At 64.4% G+C, this 15319-nt stretch carries 17 protein-coding genes; 9 read left to right on the forward strand and 8 right to left on the reverse strand.

The features are described from left to right. Position 1 precedes the first annotated feature (1 nt). Complete coding sequence (locus Q0330_RS02335) at positions 2-1054, forward strand: NAD(P)-dependent alcohol dehydrogenase (protein ID WP_299473834.1); 1053 nt, start codon at positions 2-4, stop codon at positions 1052-1054. Positions 1055-1067: 13 nt separating this feature from the next. Then, complete coding sequence (gene ugpC / locus Q0330_RS02340; protein ID WP_299473837.1) at positions 1068-2129, forward strand: sn-glycerol-3-phosphate ABC transporter ATP-binding protein UgpC; 1062 nt, start codon at positions 1068-1070, stop codon at positions 2127-2129. Between the two features lie 119 nt (positions 2130-2248). On the opposite strand, the gene Q0330_RS02345 is transcribed toward ugpC, so the two are convergent. The 5 genes from Q0330_RS02345 to rph are packed head-to-tail and all read right to left on the reverse strand — an operon-like array spanning position 2249 to position 5438. Next, positions 2249-2605 carry a YbaN family protein gene (locus tag Q0330_RS02345; RefSeq protein WP_299473840.1) on the reverse strand — a complete coding sequence of 119 codons (357 nt, stop codon included), beginning with the start codon at positions 2603-2605 and terminating at the stop codon, positions 2249-2251. After that, on the reverse strand, positions 2602-3753 hold the full coding sequence (hemW, locus tag Q0330_RS02350; protein WP_299473906.1) for a radical SAM family heme chaperone HemW: 1152 nt from the start codon (positions 3751-3753) through the stop codon (positions 2602-2604). The genes Q0330_RS02345 and hemW overlap by 4 nt, the downstream gene beginning before the upstream one ends. Further along, on the reverse strand, positions 3753-4127 hold the full coding sequence (locus Q0330_RS02355; protein ID WP_299473843.1) for a RidA family protein: 375 nt from the start codon (positions 4125-4127) through the stop codon (positions 3753-3755). Before Q0330_RS02355 ends, hemW begins: the two co-directional genes overlap by 1 nt. Further along, the gene (locus Q0330_RS02360) at positions 4120-4728 is read right to left on the reverse strand and encodes a non-canonical purine NTP pyrophosphatase (protein WP_299473846.1); all 609 of its coding nucleotides are present in this window, start codon (positions 4726-4728) and stop codon (positions 4120-4122) included. The genes Q0330_RS02355 and Q0330_RS02360 overlap by 8 nt, the downstream gene beginning before the upstream one ends. Beyond that, positions 4728-5438 (reverse strand): ribonuclease PH, encoded by a 711-nt coding sequence (gene rph / locus Q0330_RS02365; RefSeq protein ID WP_299473849.1) that lies wholly within the window; start codon positions 5436-5438, stop codon positions 4728-4730. The genes Q0330_RS02360 and rph overlap by 1 nt, the downstream gene beginning before the upstream one ends. Positions 5439-5500: 62 nt before the next feature. Between rph and hrcA the strand changes: the two genes are divergently transcribed. The 3 genes from hrcA to Q0330_RS02380 all read left to right on the forward strand — a co-directional run bounded on the left by hrcA (position 5501) and on the right by Q0330_RS02380 (position 7772). Further along, positions 5501-6556, forward strand: a complete 1056-nt coding sequence (gene hrcA / locus Q0330_RS02370; protein WP_299473852.1) for a heat-inducible transcriptional repressor HrcA — start codon at positions 5501-5503, stop codon at positions 6554-6556. Positions 6557-6621: 65 nt separating this feature from the next. Continuing rightward, on the forward strand, positions 6622-7113 hold the full coding sequence (locus tag Q0330_RS02375; RefSeq protein WP_299473909.1) for a nucleotide exchange factor GrpE: 492 nt from the start codon (positions 6622-6624) through the stop codon (positions 7111-7113). A gap of 32 nt (positions 7114-7145) precedes the next feature. Further along, positions 7146-7772 carry an ATP-dependent Clp protease proteolytic subunit gene (locus tag Q0330_RS02380; RefSeq protein ID WP_299473855.1) on the forward strand — a complete coding sequence of 209 codons (627 nt, stop codon included), beginning with the start codon at positions 7146-7148 and terminating at the stop codon, positions 7770-7772. Positions 7773-7838: 66 nt separating this feature from the next. Here Q0330_RS02380 and mtgA read toward each other — a convergent pair whose 3' ends face one another. Together mtgA and Q0330_RS02390 are read right to left on the reverse strand one after the other, a co-directional pair. Further along, positions 7839-8561 carry a monofunctional biosynthetic peptidoglycan transglycosylase gene (gene mtgA, locus Q0330_RS02385; protein WP_299473858.1) on the reverse strand — a complete coding sequence of 241 codons (723 nt, stop codon included), beginning with the start codon at positions 8559-8561 and terminating at the stop codon, positions 7839-7841. Between the two features lie 46 nt (positions 8562-8607). Beyond that, positions 8608-9147: a DUF1269 domain-containing protein gene (locus tag Q0330_RS02390; RefSeq protein ID WP_299473861.1), complete on the reverse strand. Its 540-nt coding sequence runs from the start codon at positions 9145-9147 to the stop codon at positions 8608-8610. A 163-nt stretch (positions 9148-9310) separates the two neighbouring features. On the opposite strand from Q0330_RS02390, the gene Q0330_RS02395 reads away from it, so the two are divergent. Next, entirely contained in the window at positions 9311-10090 is a 780-nt protein-coding gene (locus Q0330_RS02395; protein ID WP_299473864.1) for an SDR family oxidoreductase, read from the forward strand. Positions 10091-10159: 69 nt separating this feature from the next. Here Q0330_RS02395 and Q0330_RS02400 read toward each other — a convergent pair whose 3' ends face one another. Further along, positions 10160-11752: a GMC family oxidoreductase N-terminal domain-containing protein gene (locus Q0330_RS02400; RefSeq protein ID WP_299473867.1), complete on the reverse strand. Its 1593-nt coding sequence runs from the start codon at positions 11750-11752 to the stop codon at positions 10160-10162. 147 nt (positions 11753-11899) lie between these two features. Between Q0330_RS02400 and Q0330_RS02405 the strand changes: the two genes are divergently transcribed. The 3 genes from Q0330_RS02405 to Q0330_RS02415 are packed head-to-tail and all read left to right on the forward strand — an operon-like array spanning position 11900 to position 15319. Next, positions 11900-12574, forward strand: a complete 675-nt coding sequence (locus Q0330_RS02405; protein WP_299473870.1) for a paraquat-inducible protein A — start codon at positions 11900-11902, stop codon at positions 12572-12574. Next, positions 12571-13281: a paraquat-inducible protein A gene (locus Q0330_RS02410; protein ID WP_299473873.1), complete on the forward strand. Its 711-nt coding sequence runs from the start codon at positions 12571-12573 to the stop codon at positions 13279-13281. Before Q0330_RS02405 ends, Q0330_RS02410 begins: the two co-directional genes overlap by 4 nt. Beyond that, positions 13274-15319, forward strand: coding sequence for an MlaD family protein (locus Q0330_RS02415; protein ID WP_299473876.1), 2046 nt, complete (start codon positions 13274-13276; stop codon positions 15317-15319). Before Q0330_RS02410 ends, Q0330_RS02415 begins: the two co-directional genes overlap by 8 nt.

The raw sequence follows: 15319 nt of genomic DNA on the forward strand, positions 1-15319 counted from the left end.
CATGGAAGCGCTTGTCCTCGAAAAGAAAGACGAACTCTCGCTGCGGGATTTCCCCGCCATCGACCGCGAGGAGGAGGTGCTGGGTCCGCATGACGTGCGCATCAAGCTGCATACGGTCGGCATCTGCGGTTCGGACGTGCATTACTATACCCATGGCCGGATCGGGCATTTCGTCGTCAACGCGCCGATGATCCTCGGGCACGAGGCCTCCGGCACGGTGATCGAGACCGGATCCGAAGTCACCACGCTTAAAACGGGCGACCGCGTCTGCATGGAGCCGGGGATTCCCGATCCGAACTCCAAGGCGACGCGTCTGGGCCTTTACAATATCGACCCCGCCGTGCGCTTCTGGGCGACGCCGCCCATCCACGGCATCCTGCGCCCGACCTGCGTGCACCCGGAAGCCTTCACCTTCAAGCTGCCTGACAATGTCAGCTTCGCCGAGGCCGCGATGGTCGAACCGCTGGCCGTCGGCGTCCATGCCGCGACCAAGGCGCGGATCCGGCCCGGCGATATCGGCGTCGTGCTCGGCGCAGGGCCGATCGGGCTGGTGACGGCGCTGTCCGCGCTCGCCGCCGGCTGCGCGCGGGTCTATGTCAGCGATCTGGCCGAAAAGAAGCTGGAGATCGCCGCCAGCCTGTCGCCCGCCATCGTCCCGGTGAATGCGACCCGCGAGAACCTTGTGGAGCGGGTGAAAGCGGACACCGAGGGCTGGGGCGCGGATGTGGTTTTCGAAGCCACCGGATCGCCCAGGGCCGCCGCCGGCGTGTTCGAGCCGCTGGCACCGGGCGGCTGCGTGGTGATGATCGGCGGCCAGCCCGACCCGATCAGCTATGATGCCGGGGCGGCAATGGTCCGCGAGGCGCGGGTCGAGAACATCTTCCGCTATGCCCATGTCTTCCCGCGCTGCGTGGCCATGCTGGCCTCGGGCGCCATCGACGTGAAACCGCTCATCACCCGCAGCTTCGATTTCAAGGACAGCGTGCACGCCTTCGAGACCGCCGCCTCCGCCCCGCCGGCGGATGTGAAGATGCAGATCGTCCTGCCCCAATAAGCCGGAGAACCCCATGGCGAATGTAAAGATCGACAATGTGATCAAGCGCTACGGTGCCGTGCAGGTCATGCATGGCGTCGATGTCGATATCGAGCATGGCGAATTCGTCGTGCTGGTCGGCCCCTCGGGCTGCGGCAAGTCCACGCTGCTCAGGATGCTGGCCGGGCTGGAGGAGATTTCCGGCGGCACCATCTCCATCGGCGACAAGGTGGTGAACGGGGTCTCTCCCAAGGATCGCGACATCGCCATGGTCTTCCAGTCCTACGCGCTTTACCCGCACAAGACCGTGGGCGAGAACATGGGCTTCCCGCTGAAAATGGCCAAGCGCCCCAAGGCCGAGATCGACGAGAAGGTCGGCCGCGCCGCCGAGATCCTCGATCTCGCGCATCTGCTGGACCGTTTCCCCAAGCAGCTTTCCGGCGGTCAGCGCCAGCGTGTCGCCATGGGCCGGGCCATTGTCCGCGATCCGCAGGTGTTCCTGTTCGACGAACCGCTGTCGAACCTCGACGCCAAGCTGCGCGTGACCATGCGGGTCGAGATCAAGGAATTGCATCAGCGCCTGCAGACCACCATCGTCTATGTCACCCATGACCAGATCGAGGCGATGACCATGGCCGACAAGATCGTCGTCATGCGCGATGGCCGGGTGGAACAGATCGGCGCGCCGCTGGATCTTTACGACAATCCCGGCAATGTCTTCGTGGCCGGCTTCATCGGCTCTCCCTCGATGAATTTCGTTCATGGCACCATCGTCAGCGAGGGCGGCGTGAAGGGCTTCCGGTCCGATGACGGCTTGATGCTGCCCCTGCCCGAAACCACGGCGACCGAAGGGCAGGCGGTGACCTATGGCATCCGCCCGGAACATATCGGCGTGGGCGAGGGCGGCATCCCCGTCAATGTCGTGGTGGTCGAGCCGACGGGATCGGAAACCCAGATCTTCGCCCGCGCCGGCAAGGACCTGATCGACGCCATCGTCAAGGACCGCATTGCCGCCCGCCCGGGCGCCGAGATCGGCTTCGTCATCGACCCGGCCAATGTGCACCTTTTCGACCGCGCGACGGAGAAACGGATCTGAAAGCCGGGCACCCTGCCGGATGTGAATTGGAAATGCGCCTTTAACGGCCTTCTGCGCGACGACCGCATTTCCTGACGGGCCGCCTGGTTCTTTGCGCCTGACTCCGAAATAACGTAATGTCAGGCGTCTGGCCGGGACAGGATATAGGCGGCAACACCCGTCAGGATAACGGCCTGTATGGACAGGGCATAGGTCGGCAGATCGAGCCAGATGCCAAGGACAAGGCTGCCGGCCATGGTCACGGTCGAAAGCACCTTGGCGCTTCGGCTGATCGCGCCATCCTCCTGCCATTTCCTGATTTCCGGTCCGAAGATCGGATCCGAAAGCAGCCGTTCCCGCAACCGCTCTGACGAGCGACCGAAGGCCCAGACCGCGACCAGCAGGAAGGGGACCGTCGGAACGATTGGCAGGAACAGCCCGATGATGGCACAGCCAACTGCAATCCAGCCGACAACTAGCCAGATGATGCGGGTCAACCGGCAATCTCCCGCAAGATATAGTTGAGAACCGGGCGTCCCGTCACAGTCGCACGGAGACGATCACCCGCCATTTCGACAAGGCCGCCATCCAGCAGGCGCGCCAGCCGCGGCTGATCCAGCTTGCCGCCCTTTGCGGTATAGCGGGGCAGGTCCATCCCCTCGGTCAGGCGCATCGCCATCAGAAGATACTCCGTCGCAATATCGTCCCTGCCCAATAGCTCCGATTCAATGTCACCCGAACCGACCGACTCCACTAGCTCCAGCCAGCGTCCGGGGGTGCGTTCGGCGACCGTCGCCAACCGGCCGCGCTCCAGCCCCAGCCGTCCATGCGCACCCGGCCCGACTGCCGCCCAGTCGCCTTGCCGCCAATATATGAGGTTATGTCGCGACTCCAAACCCGACGCGGCGTGATTTGATATTTCGTAAGCCGGCATACCCCGGGCGTTCAGGAAATCCTGGGTCTCCAGATACATGTCCGCCGACATGTCGTCATCCGGCAGATCCTTCAGCTTGCCGGCGGCGTGTCTTGCACCAAAGACGGTGCCGTCCTCGATGGTCAGCTGGTAAAGCGACAGGTGATCGACCGCCATGGCCACGGCCTCTGCCAGTTCGGCCCGCCAGCTTTCGCGGTCCTGCTTCTGACGCGCATAGATCAGGTCGAAACTGACCCGGGAAAAGGCCCGCTTCGCCAGATCGAAGGCAGCGCGGGCCTCGGCGGCGCTGTGCATCCGGCCGAGACGCCGCAGGTCGTCGTCATTCAGCGCCTGAACCCCCAGCGACAGCCGGTTGACCCCGGCATCGGCATAGCCCCGGAAGCGCCCGGCCTCGACCGAGCCGGGATTGGCCTCCATGGTGATCTCGATATCATTGGCGAAGGTCCAGGCATCGCGGGCGGCCTCGATCACGCCGGCGACGGTCTCGGGTGCCATCAGCGATGGCGTGCCGCCGCCGAAAAAGATGCTGCTCAGCACCCGGTCGGGGACCAGTTCGGAGAGCCGCGCGATCTCGGCGCGATAGGCGCGCAGCCAGCGGGTCTGATCTATCGACGCCGCGACGTGGCTGTTGAAGTCGCAATAGGGGCATTTCGAAGTGCAGAACGGCCAATGGACGTAAAGCCCGAAGCCCCCATATTGCCAATCCGCGATCATTCCCGCAGCGCCGTGACCTCGATCTCGATCTTCATTTCCGGCTTGATCAGCCCGGCGATCACCATGGTGGCCGCGGGCCGGATCTCGCCCAGAAACGCGCCGAGAACGGGCACCACCTCGTCGACAAGGGCCGGGTCGACCACAGTGTATTGAACGCGGACGATGTCGGACATGGCAAAGCCCGCCTGATCCAGCACGCCGGAAATCGTCCCGAAGCAATTGCGCGCCTGATCGGCCACGCCCTCCGGCATGACCATGGTCGTATAGTCGTATCCAGTCACGCCCGAGACGAAGCACCACGGTCCCTTCACCACGGCGCGGCTATAGCCCATGACCTGTTCGAAGGGCGATCCGGTTGAAATCCTACGCAAAGCTGCCCTCCAGCATCCGGGCGACGGCAATCGCGCGATGGCTGACCCTGTTCTTCTCCTCGGAGCTCATGACGCCGAGGGTCATGGAATAGCCGTCGGGCTGGAAGATCGGATCATAGCCATGGCCTTCGCTGCCCTGCGGCGGCCAGACGACCTGGCCGGGCAACACGCCCTCGAACACCTCGTCATGGCCATCCGGCCAGGCCAGCACCAGGGTGCAGCGGAACTGCGCGCTGCGGGGGAAGGGCGCATCGCGGGCCTCAAGCTCGCGCCAGGTGCGTTCCATCGCCATGGCGAAGTCGCGGCCATTTCCGGTCTCGGCCCAATCGGCGGTATAGACGCCCGGCGCCCCGTCGAGCCCGTCGACGCTGATCCCGCTGTCATCGGCCAGAGCCGGCAGGCCGGTGGCGGCAACCGCCGCGCGGGCCTTGATCCGGGCATTGCCGACGAAATTATCCTCGGTCTCGACCGGCTCGGGCAGGCCCAGATCGGCCGCACCGACGACCTCGACCCCGAACGGGGCCAGCAGCGCCTTCATCTCGGCCAGCTTGCCGGCATTATGCGTGGCGACCAGCAGGCGCTTGCCCTCGAAGCGGCGCATCAGATCGCGGCTTTCTGGGCGGCGACCAGTTCGGCGATACCGGCCTCGGCAAGGCCAAGCAACTGCTCCATCTGGGCGCGGCTGAAGGTCGCGCCCTCGGCCGACATCTGCACCTCGATCAGGTTGCCGGCGCCGGTCATGACGAAATTGCCGTCCGTCCCTGCCTCGCTATCCTCGGGATAGTCCAGATCCAGCACCGGCTGCCCGGCATAGATCCCGCAGGACACCGCCGCCACGTGATCCATCAGCGGGTCGGCACTGACCAGCCCGGCGGCCATCAGCTTGTTGACCGCCAGCCGCAGCGCCACCCAGCCCCCGGTAATCGAGGCGCAGCGGGTGCCGCCATCGGCCTGGATCACGTCGCAATCGACCACGATCTGACGCTCGCCAAGTGCCCGCCGATCCACGCCGGCCCGCAGGGCGCGTCCAATAAGCCGCTGAATTTCAACGGTTCTTCCGCCCTGCTTGCCCGACGCTGCCTCGCGCCGGTTGCGGGTATTGGTGGCGCGCGGCAACATGCCGTATTCCGCCGTCACCCAGCCCTGCCCGCTGCCGCGCAGGAAGGGCGGGGCCTTTTCCTCGATCGAGGCCGAGCAGATGACATGGGTTCCCCCGACCTTGATCAGGCAAGAGCCTTCGGCATGGGCCATGATGCCGGTCTCGATTGAAATCGGCCGCATTTCGCTTAAATTCCGACCCGAGGGACGCATGGGATTTCCTTTCCTGGTTCGGCGTCCAGATACAGGTCAGCCAAGGACGGACGCAAGCCCGCATGACAGGTCAACCACTGCTCGACGAACTCAACGACCGCTCGCGCGAGGTCTTCCGGCGGGTGGTCGAAAGCTATCTGATGACCGGGGAACCGGTCGGGTCGCGCACGCTCATGCGCGACATGACCGAAAAGGTCAGCGCCGCGACGATCCGCAATGTCATGCAGGATCTGGAATATCTGGGGTTGCTGGATGCGCCGCATGTCTCGGCCGGGCGGCGTCCGACCCAGCAGGGGCTGCGCCTTTTCGTCGACGGGTTGATGGAGGTCGACCCCGTCGCCCCGACCGACCGCGCCCGGATCGAACAGACGCTGGGCACGGATTCGCCCGATGTCTCGACGCTTCTGGACCGGGTGGGCGGCGCGCTTTCGGCCCTGACCCATGGGGCCAGCCTTGTGCTGACCCCCAAGCACGAAGCGCCGATCCGGCATATCGAATTCGTCAGCCTTGGCCCCGACCGCGCGCTTGTGGTGCTGGTCTTTTCGGACGGGCAGGTCGAGAATCGGCTGTTCACGCCGCCCATCGGGCAAACCCCGTCCTCGATGCGCGAGGCCGGGAACTACCTGAACGCCCTGGCCGAAGGCCGCACGCTCAGCGAATTGCGCGACCAGATCACCCGCGATATCGACCGCCGCCGGCGCGAGTTGGATGGGTTGGCCGCCGAGATGATCGAACAGGGCTTTGCCACCTGGGAGGGCGAGGAAAGCGATGCCCGCCTGATCGTGCGCGGCCGCGCCAATCTTCTGGGGGCGGAATTTGCCGATCTGGACCGCATCCGGGTGCTGTTTGACGACCTCGAACGCAAGCGCGATATCGCCAATTTTCTGGAACTGACCGAAGGCGGCGATGGGGTGCGCATCTTTATCGGTTCCGAGAACAAGCTTTTTTCACTTTCCGGTTCCTCTCTGGTTGTTTCTCCCTATATGAACACCGACCGGAAGATCATTGGCGCCGTGGGCGTGATCGGACCGACGCGGCTGAACTATGGGCGCATCGTGCCGATCGTCGATTACACGGCGCAACTGGTCGGACGCGTATTGTCCGGCGTGAAAGGATGAAAAGGATGAGCGATCAAAACCCCGATGGGCTGCCGCCCGAGGATTCCCCTCTGCCCGAGGATTTCATGGACCCTCTGGCCGATCCCGACGAGGCCCTGGAGCGTCTGACGGTCGAGCGTGACGAATTGCGTGACCGTTTCATGCGCGCGCTCGCCGATGCGGAAAACGCCCGCAAGCGCGCCGACAAGGAACGCCGCGATGCCGAACGCTATGGCGGCACGCGTCTGGCCCGCGACCTGCTGCCGGTCTATGACCACCTGCACCGCGCGCTCGATGCCGTCCCCGAGGAACAGCGCGGCGCCAATTCCGCGCTGCTGGAAGGGGTCGAACTGACCCTGCGAGAGCTTGGCAATGTCTTCGGCAAGCATGGCATCACCGTGCTGCGCCCCGAGATCGGCACGAAATTCGACCCCGAGCTTCACGAGGCCATGTTCGAAGCGCCGCTTCCCAATACCAAGGCCGGCGACATCATCCAGTTGATGGATCCGGGCTTCCTGCTGCATGACCGCCTGTTGCGGCCGGCCAAGGTCGGCGTAAGCTCGAATACCGGCGCCTGACGCCTGCACTTCCCCTGAACCAAGAGGTTAACATGCCCAAGATCTGGCTGGACGACGAAGACGACGACGAACGCGAGGATGACCAGCCGAAGGATGAGGGTTTGGGCCTGCCGGATGCCGGCAATATCGCCAAGCTCTATTTCAAGTCGCGCAATGTGATCGTCGCGGGCGAGATCAACGACAAGCTGGCGCAGCGCACCGTCGCCCATCTGCTGGCCCTGTCCGAGGAAAGCGACGATCCGATCAACATGCTGATCTCCTCTCCCGGCGGGCATGTCGAATCCGGCGACATGATCCATGACATCATAAAGTTCATCCGTCCGACCGTGCGCTGCATCGGCTCGGGCTGGGTGGCTTCGGCCGGGGCGCTGATCTTCGTCGGTGCGGCGAAGGAAAACCGCTATTGTTTGCCCAATACGCGCTTCCTGCTGCACCAGCCCTCGGGCGGGATCCGCGGCACCTCGACCGACATGATGATCCAGGCCGAACAGGTCCGACTGATGCGCGAACGCCTGAACCAGATCTTCGCCGAGGCCACCGGCCAGGATGTCGCGCGGATCGAAAAGGACACCACCCGCGACTTCTGGCTGACCACGCAAGAGGCGCTGGATTACGGGCTTCTGGGCAAGGTCATCACCTCGGTCGACGAGCTGAAGTGATCTGACATCTTCAGGAGAAGGGCCGGATGCGCGGGCGTCCGGCCTTTTTCATGGCTGCGGGCCGGGTCAGTCGAAGCAGGCGTCGCGCCCGTCGGCGGCAATGGTCGCCGCGCCGTCGGCAATGGCGCGCGAACGCCGGCTGGCCGAAAGCGGGCTGCGGCTTTTCGGGGCCGGCAGCACGGCTGCCAGCCGCGCCGATTGCACGCGGTTCAACTGGCCCGGCGTGGTGCCGAAATAGTGCCGCGCGGCGGCGTCGATGCCGAAGATGCCCGGCCCGAACTCGGCCACGTTCAGATAGACCTCAAGGATGCGCCGCTTGCTCCACACCGCTTCGACCAGCGGGGTCATGCCGGCTTCCAGCGCCTTTCGCAGCCAGCTTCTGTCCTGCCAGAGATAGACATTCTTCACCACCTGCTGACTGATCGTCGAGGCCCCGCCGCTGCCGCCCGAGGCGACGACGCGCCGGATCTCGACCATGTCGAAACCCCAATGGTTGCAGAAATTCGCGTCCTCCGCCGCAACGACCGAGCGCAGCATCACCGGCGAAATCTCCTCGATCGGCGCCCAATGCCGTTCGGCGATGGGATATTCGCGCGCGTTCTGGATGATTGTCCAGGTCGTCGGCGGGTTGAACAGGGCGAAGGCCAGCACCAGCAGCAGGCACAGGATGAACAGCCGCCAGGCCAGCCAGGTGAACCAGCCGAACAGCCAGCCCGACAGCGAAAAACGCCGCCGCGGTCGGGCCGCGGCGACATCCTTATATTCCGGCGGTTCGGTCCGACGTCGCATGCCGCGTCGTCTCATGGCGCCATGCGTGCCGTCAAGTCAGTCGGCCTCAGCCGTTGGAATCGGGCGTTGCTGCGGTATTCGGAACGATTGGCGTCGTCTGACCGGCCAGTGCCTCGCGAAGCTTCGCCTCATCCTCATTCGACAGCGAGGACTGGATGACCCGCCCGCGCTTGTGGAAATCGGCAATCCGTTCCAGCACCTTGTCGCCGGTCATTTCGCGGATCAGCAGGAACACAGCCGAGCCGCCCGGCGTCACCTTATGCCCGACTTCGCGCATGAAATCGTCATTGATCCCGTAATCGGTCAGATAGCCGGCAAGGGCGCCCGATCCGGCCCCCACGGCGGCGCCGACAAGCGGATTGAGGAACAAAAGCCCGACCAGCGTGCCCCAGAAGGTGCCACCCACGGCACCGGCAGCGGTCAGGTTCATGGCCTGATGCAGCTGGATGTCTTCGGCACTCGGTCGGGTGACGACAACCGCGTCTTCCAGCTTGATCAGGTATTCGGCCTGCAGCTTCACCAGCTCGGCCCGCAATTCGAAGCCCGAGGCCTCGTCGTCAAAGGCAATCACAAGAAGATCAGACATCATGAATCCTTTCATATGTGGGCAATTGGCGAACCCGTCTTGGTTGAGGGCACATGCTATCGATGAGGCAAGTGCCGATCAACTCGGTTTGAAACATGCAGGTTCCTCTGGACAATCCTGACCGCGCGCGTTTCCAATGCGCCCGAAAAATCAGGAGGTTTCAATGGATCTGGGCATCAAGGGCAAGCGCGCATTGGTTTGCGCTGCATCGAAGGGTCTCGGTCGTGGCTGCGCCGAGGCGCTCGCCGCCGAAGGCGTCGACCTGATCATCAATGCGCGTGGCGAAGCGGCGCTGGCCAGCACGGCCAGCGAAATCGCCGAACGCTATGGTGTCAAGGTCGATCATGTGGCGACCGACATTACCACGGAAGCGGGGCGCGCAGCGGTGCTCGATGTCGCTGGCGAGATCGACATTCTCGTCAACAATGCCGGCGGCCCTCCGCCCGGTCACTGGCAGGACTGGAGCCGGGATGACTTCATCAAGGCCGTCGATGCCAATATGCTGACCGCGATTGCGCTGATGCAGGCAACGGTTCCCGGGATGATGTCCCGGAACTGGGGGCGCGTCGTCAATATCACCTCGGCGGCTGTCCGGTCCCCGATTGGGGTTCTGGGCCTGTCCAATACCGCCAGAACCGGGCTGACCGGCTTTGTCGCTGGCATGTCCCGCGATGTGATCAAGCACGGCGTCAACGTGAACAATCTTCTGCCCGGCCTGCACGCGACCGACCGTGCCGTCAGTCTTGATGGCGGCGCAGCAAAGGCTGAGGGCATCACCATCGACGAGGCCCGGGCACGGCGCCAATCCACCATTCCGGCGGGTCGTTACGGAGAGGCCGAGGATTTCGGGGCGGCCTGCGCATTCCTGTGCAGCGAACAGGCAAAGTTCATCGTTGGCCAGAATATCCTGCTGGATGGCGGTGCGCTGAACGTGACCATGTAGCGGTGCCTGGGTAGCGATGGGGTGCAGCACTTTGCACCTGCATAGCGGCGACTCCATCGCAGCCAATATTCAAATGCCGCGCCTTTCCTGCCGGATCAGATCGGCGGCCTTTTCCGCGATCATGATCGTCGGGGCGTTGGTATTGCCCGAGGGAATGCGCGGCATGATCGACGCATCGACCACCATCAACCCATTGATACCATTGACGTTCAATGCGGGATCGACCACGGCTTCGGGATCGCTGCCCATGCGCACCGTGCCGACCGGGTGAAAGATGGTCGAGCCTATGCGGCCAGCGGCATCGGCCAGGGCGCTATCGCTGTCCTCGCCCGCGCCGGGGCGGAATTCCTCGGGGCGATAGCGGGCCATGGGTGCGGCTGCCATGATCCGCCGGGTCAGGCGAATCGCATTGGCGGCGGTCACCCGGTCGGCCTCGGCCGACAGGTAATTGGGCGAAATCTCGGGTGCCTGCATCGGGTCGGCGGAAGCGATGCGGACATGGCCCCGGCTTTGCGGGCGCAGCGGCACGGCCGAGGCCGTGATTGCGGGAAAATCGTGCAGCGGCTCGCCGAAGGCGTCCAGCGACAGGGGCTGGACATGATATTCCAGATCCGGCGTCTCAACTTCGGGCGAGGAGCGCGCGAAACCGCCAAGCTGGCTCGGCGCCATGCTCATCGGACCGGATCGAAACAGCGCATATTCCGCCGCGATCCTTGCCTTGCCCAGCAGGGTCGAGGCCATCTGGTTCAGGGTTTTCGCCCCCTCGACCTTATAGGCGCAGCGAATCTGCAGGTGGTCCTGCAGGTTCTCGCCAACTGCGGCGTCGCGGATCACCTCGATCCCGTGCTGACGCAAGAGAGCGCCCGGACCGATGCCGGACAGTTGCAGAATCTGCGGCGAGCCGATGGCCCCGGCCGAGAGGATCACCCGGCGGGCGGTGACAGTTTCCGTCTGGCCGTCCTGAAGGATCTCGACCCCCTTTGCCGTGCCGTCCTCGATCACGACGCGTTTCACATGCACACCGACCCGCAGTTGCAGGTTGGGCCGCTTCAGCGCCGGCTTCAGGAAGCCCTTGGCGGTCGAGACGCGCAGCCCCCGCCGCTGGTTGACCTTGAAATAGCCGACGCCTTCGCCCTTGCCATCGTTGAAATCATCGGCCTCGGGAATGCCGAGCGTGGCGGCGGCGCGGGCGAAATCGTCGAGAACGTCCCATTTCAGGCGCTGCTTTTCGACCCGCAATTCCCCGCCCGCGCGGTGATATTCGCTGTCGCCGTCGAAATAATCCTCGGATTTCAGGAAATAGGGCAGCACATCGTCCCAGGCCCAGCCGGCGCAGCCGAGCTGACGCCAGCCGTCGTAATCCTGCGATTGGCCACGCAGATAGAGCATTCCATTGATCGAACTGCAGCCGCCCAGCACCTTGCCGCGCGGGTAAAGCAGCTCGCGCCCATGCAATCCGGGCTGCGGCGCGGTGCGATAGCCCCAATCGGTGCGGGGATTGCCGATGCAGTAAAGATAACCCACCGGGATATGGATCCAGTGATAATTGTCGCGGCCGCCGGCTTCCAGCAGCAGCACCCGGGTTCCGGGATCGGCCGACAGGCGGTTCGCCAGGACGCAGCCGGCGCTGCCGGCACCGACGATGATGAAATCGTAATCCATGAACTCCTCCGCCGTGGCACCGGCTATCACGTCTGCCTGCTTCGCCAAAGAACCGACATGAGGCCAGTTTACCGCTGTCAAACAGAAAAGGGCAAAGTAACGATGTGTTGCCCTTGATGCCGGTGAGCGCGGACGTATTGTCGGCGCATGTCTGAGCAGGTGGAATACGACTTGGCGACGGGCGAGGGGCTGACCGCATGTCCCCGTTGCGACGCGCTTTATGTCGAAGAGGAATTGAGCGATGGCGAAACCGCGCGCTGTCTGCGCTGCGGGACCGTTCTGGCGCGACCGCGTGCGGGCGCCTTCACCCAGATCATCGCACTGGCCGTCACCACCATGGTGCTGATGGTCGGCGCCATCTTCTTCCCCTTCCTGCAGATCTCGCGAATGGGTTTTGAAAACGGAACCTCGCTATTCGGCGTTGCCATGGCCTTCTCGGAGGGCATTCTCGCGCCGCTGGCGGTCTCGATCCTCGGCTCTGTCGTGGCGCTGCCGGCGCTGCGGGCGGCGCTTCTTGTCTATACGCTCTGGCCGATGGCGCGGGGCAGACGGCCTTACCGCCTTGCGGCGCAGGCATTCCGGCTGTCGGAAAAGATGAAGCCCTGGTCAATGGCCGAGATCTTCATCATCGGCACCGCCGTGGCCATGGTGAAAATCGGTGGCCTCGCCACGGTCAGCTTCGGCCCGGCCTTCTGGGCCTTCGGCGCGCTGATCTTCGTCAGTCTGGCGAACAGAAGCTTCATGTCCTCTGCGACGATCTGGGATGCGATCGAGGATGGCGGGCTGCATACCGATGGCCGCGAAATGGCAGAGCAGAAATGAGCGAAATTCCCGATCTTGCGGACGCGACCGGCGATCCTGCGGCGGCAGAACCCGGTGCGCATGGCGGTCCGGTTCTGACGGCACATCGCGCCGGGCTGATCGGCTGCCGAAGCTGTGGCCGGGTCTGGCCGCCCGAGACCCGGGAATGCGCCCGCTGCGGCGAGGGATTGGTGCCGCCGGACCGGCGCGGGCTGCAAGCGGTCTGGGCCTGGCTGTTCGCCGGGATGATCTTCTATATCCCCGCCAATGTCATGCCGATGATGAACACAAGCTCGCTTGGCGGGCTGGGCGGGGGCGGCGATTCCACCATCATCGGCGGCATCCTGCAGCTTGTGCATCACGGCGAGATCTTCATCCCGCTGGTGATCTTCGTCGCCTCGGTCATGGTGCCGATCGGCAAGTTCATCGCCATCATCTGGCTGGCCCTGGTCGCCGGCAAACCCGCCACCCATGAAGAGGCGCATAGCCGGCTGAAGATCTACGAAGTGGTCGAGTTCATCGGTCGCTGGTCGATGATCGATGTCTTCGTGGTCGCCATTCTCTCGGCGCTGGTGCAACTGGGCTTTCTCGTCTCGATCAAGCCCGGCCCCGCCGCTGCCTCATTCGCGCTGTCTGTTGCATTCACGATGCTGGCAGCGCAAAGCTTCGATCCGCGCCTGATCTGGCGTGGATTGCCACTTCGTCGCCGGAAGGACGTTAATGAGTGAGACCTCGCCCCTTCGCCCGGGAAGCCCGTCCCGGAATACGGTCGCCCGTGCCGCGCAGGCCGGCTTTTCGCTGGTCTGGCTGGTGCCGATCCTGGCGCTCGTCGTCACGCTCGGCCTGGCCTGGAATGCCTTTTCCGGCCGAGGAGAGCTGATCACGGTCGAGTTCAGCGATGCCACCGGCATTACCCCCGGCGTCACCGCCCTGCGTTTCCGCGAGGTGACCGTGGGCAAGGTCGAAGGCGTGGCCTTCACCGAGGATCTGCGCAATGTTCTGGTCAGCATCCGGGTTCAGCCGGACGTGGCCCCCTATATCGACGACAAGGCGGAATTCTGGATCGTCCGGCCTGTGGTCTCGGCGCAGGGGATCTCGCGTCTTGATACGGTGCTGTCGGGTGTTTTCATCGAAGGGTTCTGGGACGCGACGACCGAACAGAAGCAGACGCATTTCGTCGGTCAGGACCAGCCGACGCTGGCCCGGATGGCCGGCGAGGGGACCTGGTTCGTGCTGTCCTCGCCCGGTGCCAAGGGTCTGGCAGAGGGCGCGCCGATCACCTTCCGCGGTCTGGAAGTCGGGCGGATGCAGAACCTGCGCCTGTCCGAAAGCGACGAAACCGTGCTGGCCGATGTCTTCATCGAGGCGCCGCACGATCAGCGCCTGACGTCGGCCACGGTGTTCTGGGACACCTCGGGCTTTTCGGTTTCTCTGGGCGCACAGGGGCTGAGCCTCAATGTCGCCTCGCTGTCGCAGCTGGTGCAGGGTGGCGTTGCCTTCTCGACCATGGCTGCCGGCGGTGCGCCGGTTGAAAGCGGTCACCTGTTCCGCCTGCAACCGGACGAGGAAACCGCCCGCGCCAGCCTGTTCGGCTCGGCCGAGGATGACATCCGGCTGAGCATTCTGGTCGATAACGACCTGAGCGGGCTGACCACCGATTCAGACGTTGTCTATGAGGGCCTGACCGTCGGACGCGTCACCGATCTCGGCGTCGATATCGACGAGAGCCGTCCTGACGGTGAGGAAGTCCGGCAGCGGATCACCTTCGTCATTGCCCCCAGCCGGCTTGGGCTGGAGCCGGGCGCAACTCAGGACGAGGCGTTGAGCTTCCTGCAGGATCGTGTCGCCAAGGGGTTGCGCGCCCGTGTCAGTTCCTCAGGGTTCCTGGGGATTTCCAAGGTGGTGGCACTGGTCGAACAGCCGCTTGCGCCGCCCGACAGGATCGACACGGATACGAAACCCTATCCGACGATTCCGTCGATCCCGCCCGAGGTCTCCGATCTCAGCGCTTCGGCCGAGGGGCTGTTTACCCGTCTCGGCAGCCTCAATCTGGAGGGGTTGCTGCAATCGGCGACGAATATGATGGATGCGGTGACCCAGGTTGCGGCTTCGCCGGATACGCAGGCGATCCCGTCCTCGCTGCGCGCGACGCTGGACGAAACCCAGGCTGCGGTTGCCGATCTGAAGGCGATGACGCAGGAATTGCGCGATGCGAATGCCGCCGCCAATCTGGCCCGCGCGCTGGATGAGGCCGCGCAGGCGGCGGAGGCCGTGCGCCTTGCCGCCGCCGATGTGCCCGAGATGGTCGTGCAGATGGACGAGGCGGCGCAGGCCATCGAGGAGTTCGGCTTTGCCGAGATTTCCGCCGAGGCCGAGGGTATCCTGTCCGACCTGCGCGCCATGCTTGGCTCGAAGGATGCCGAAGAACTGCCGCGCAACCTCTCCGATACGCTGCAAGCGGCGTCGGGTTTGCTGAACGACCTGCGTGACGGCAATGCGGCCGGCAGTCTGAATCAGACGCTGGATTCGACGCGGGTGGCAGCGGATGAGATCGCCAAGGCCGCCGAAAGTCTGCCGGAACTGGCCGAGCGCTTCCAGCGCCTGGCCACCCGGGCCGAAGTCGTGATCGCCGCCTATGGCGGTGACGGCGCCTTCAACCAGCAGGCCAGATCTATGATGAATGAACTCAGCCGCGCGGCGAGCGCTTTCGGATCGCTCGCCCGCACGATAGAACGCAACCCACGCGCCTTCATTCTGGGACGATAG

Origin of the sequence: uncultured Paracoccus sp., assembly GCF_937873615.1 — a bacterium.
Classification (GTDB): Bacteria; Pseudomonadota; Alphaproteobacteria; order Rhodobacterales; family Rhodobacteraceae; genus Paracoccus.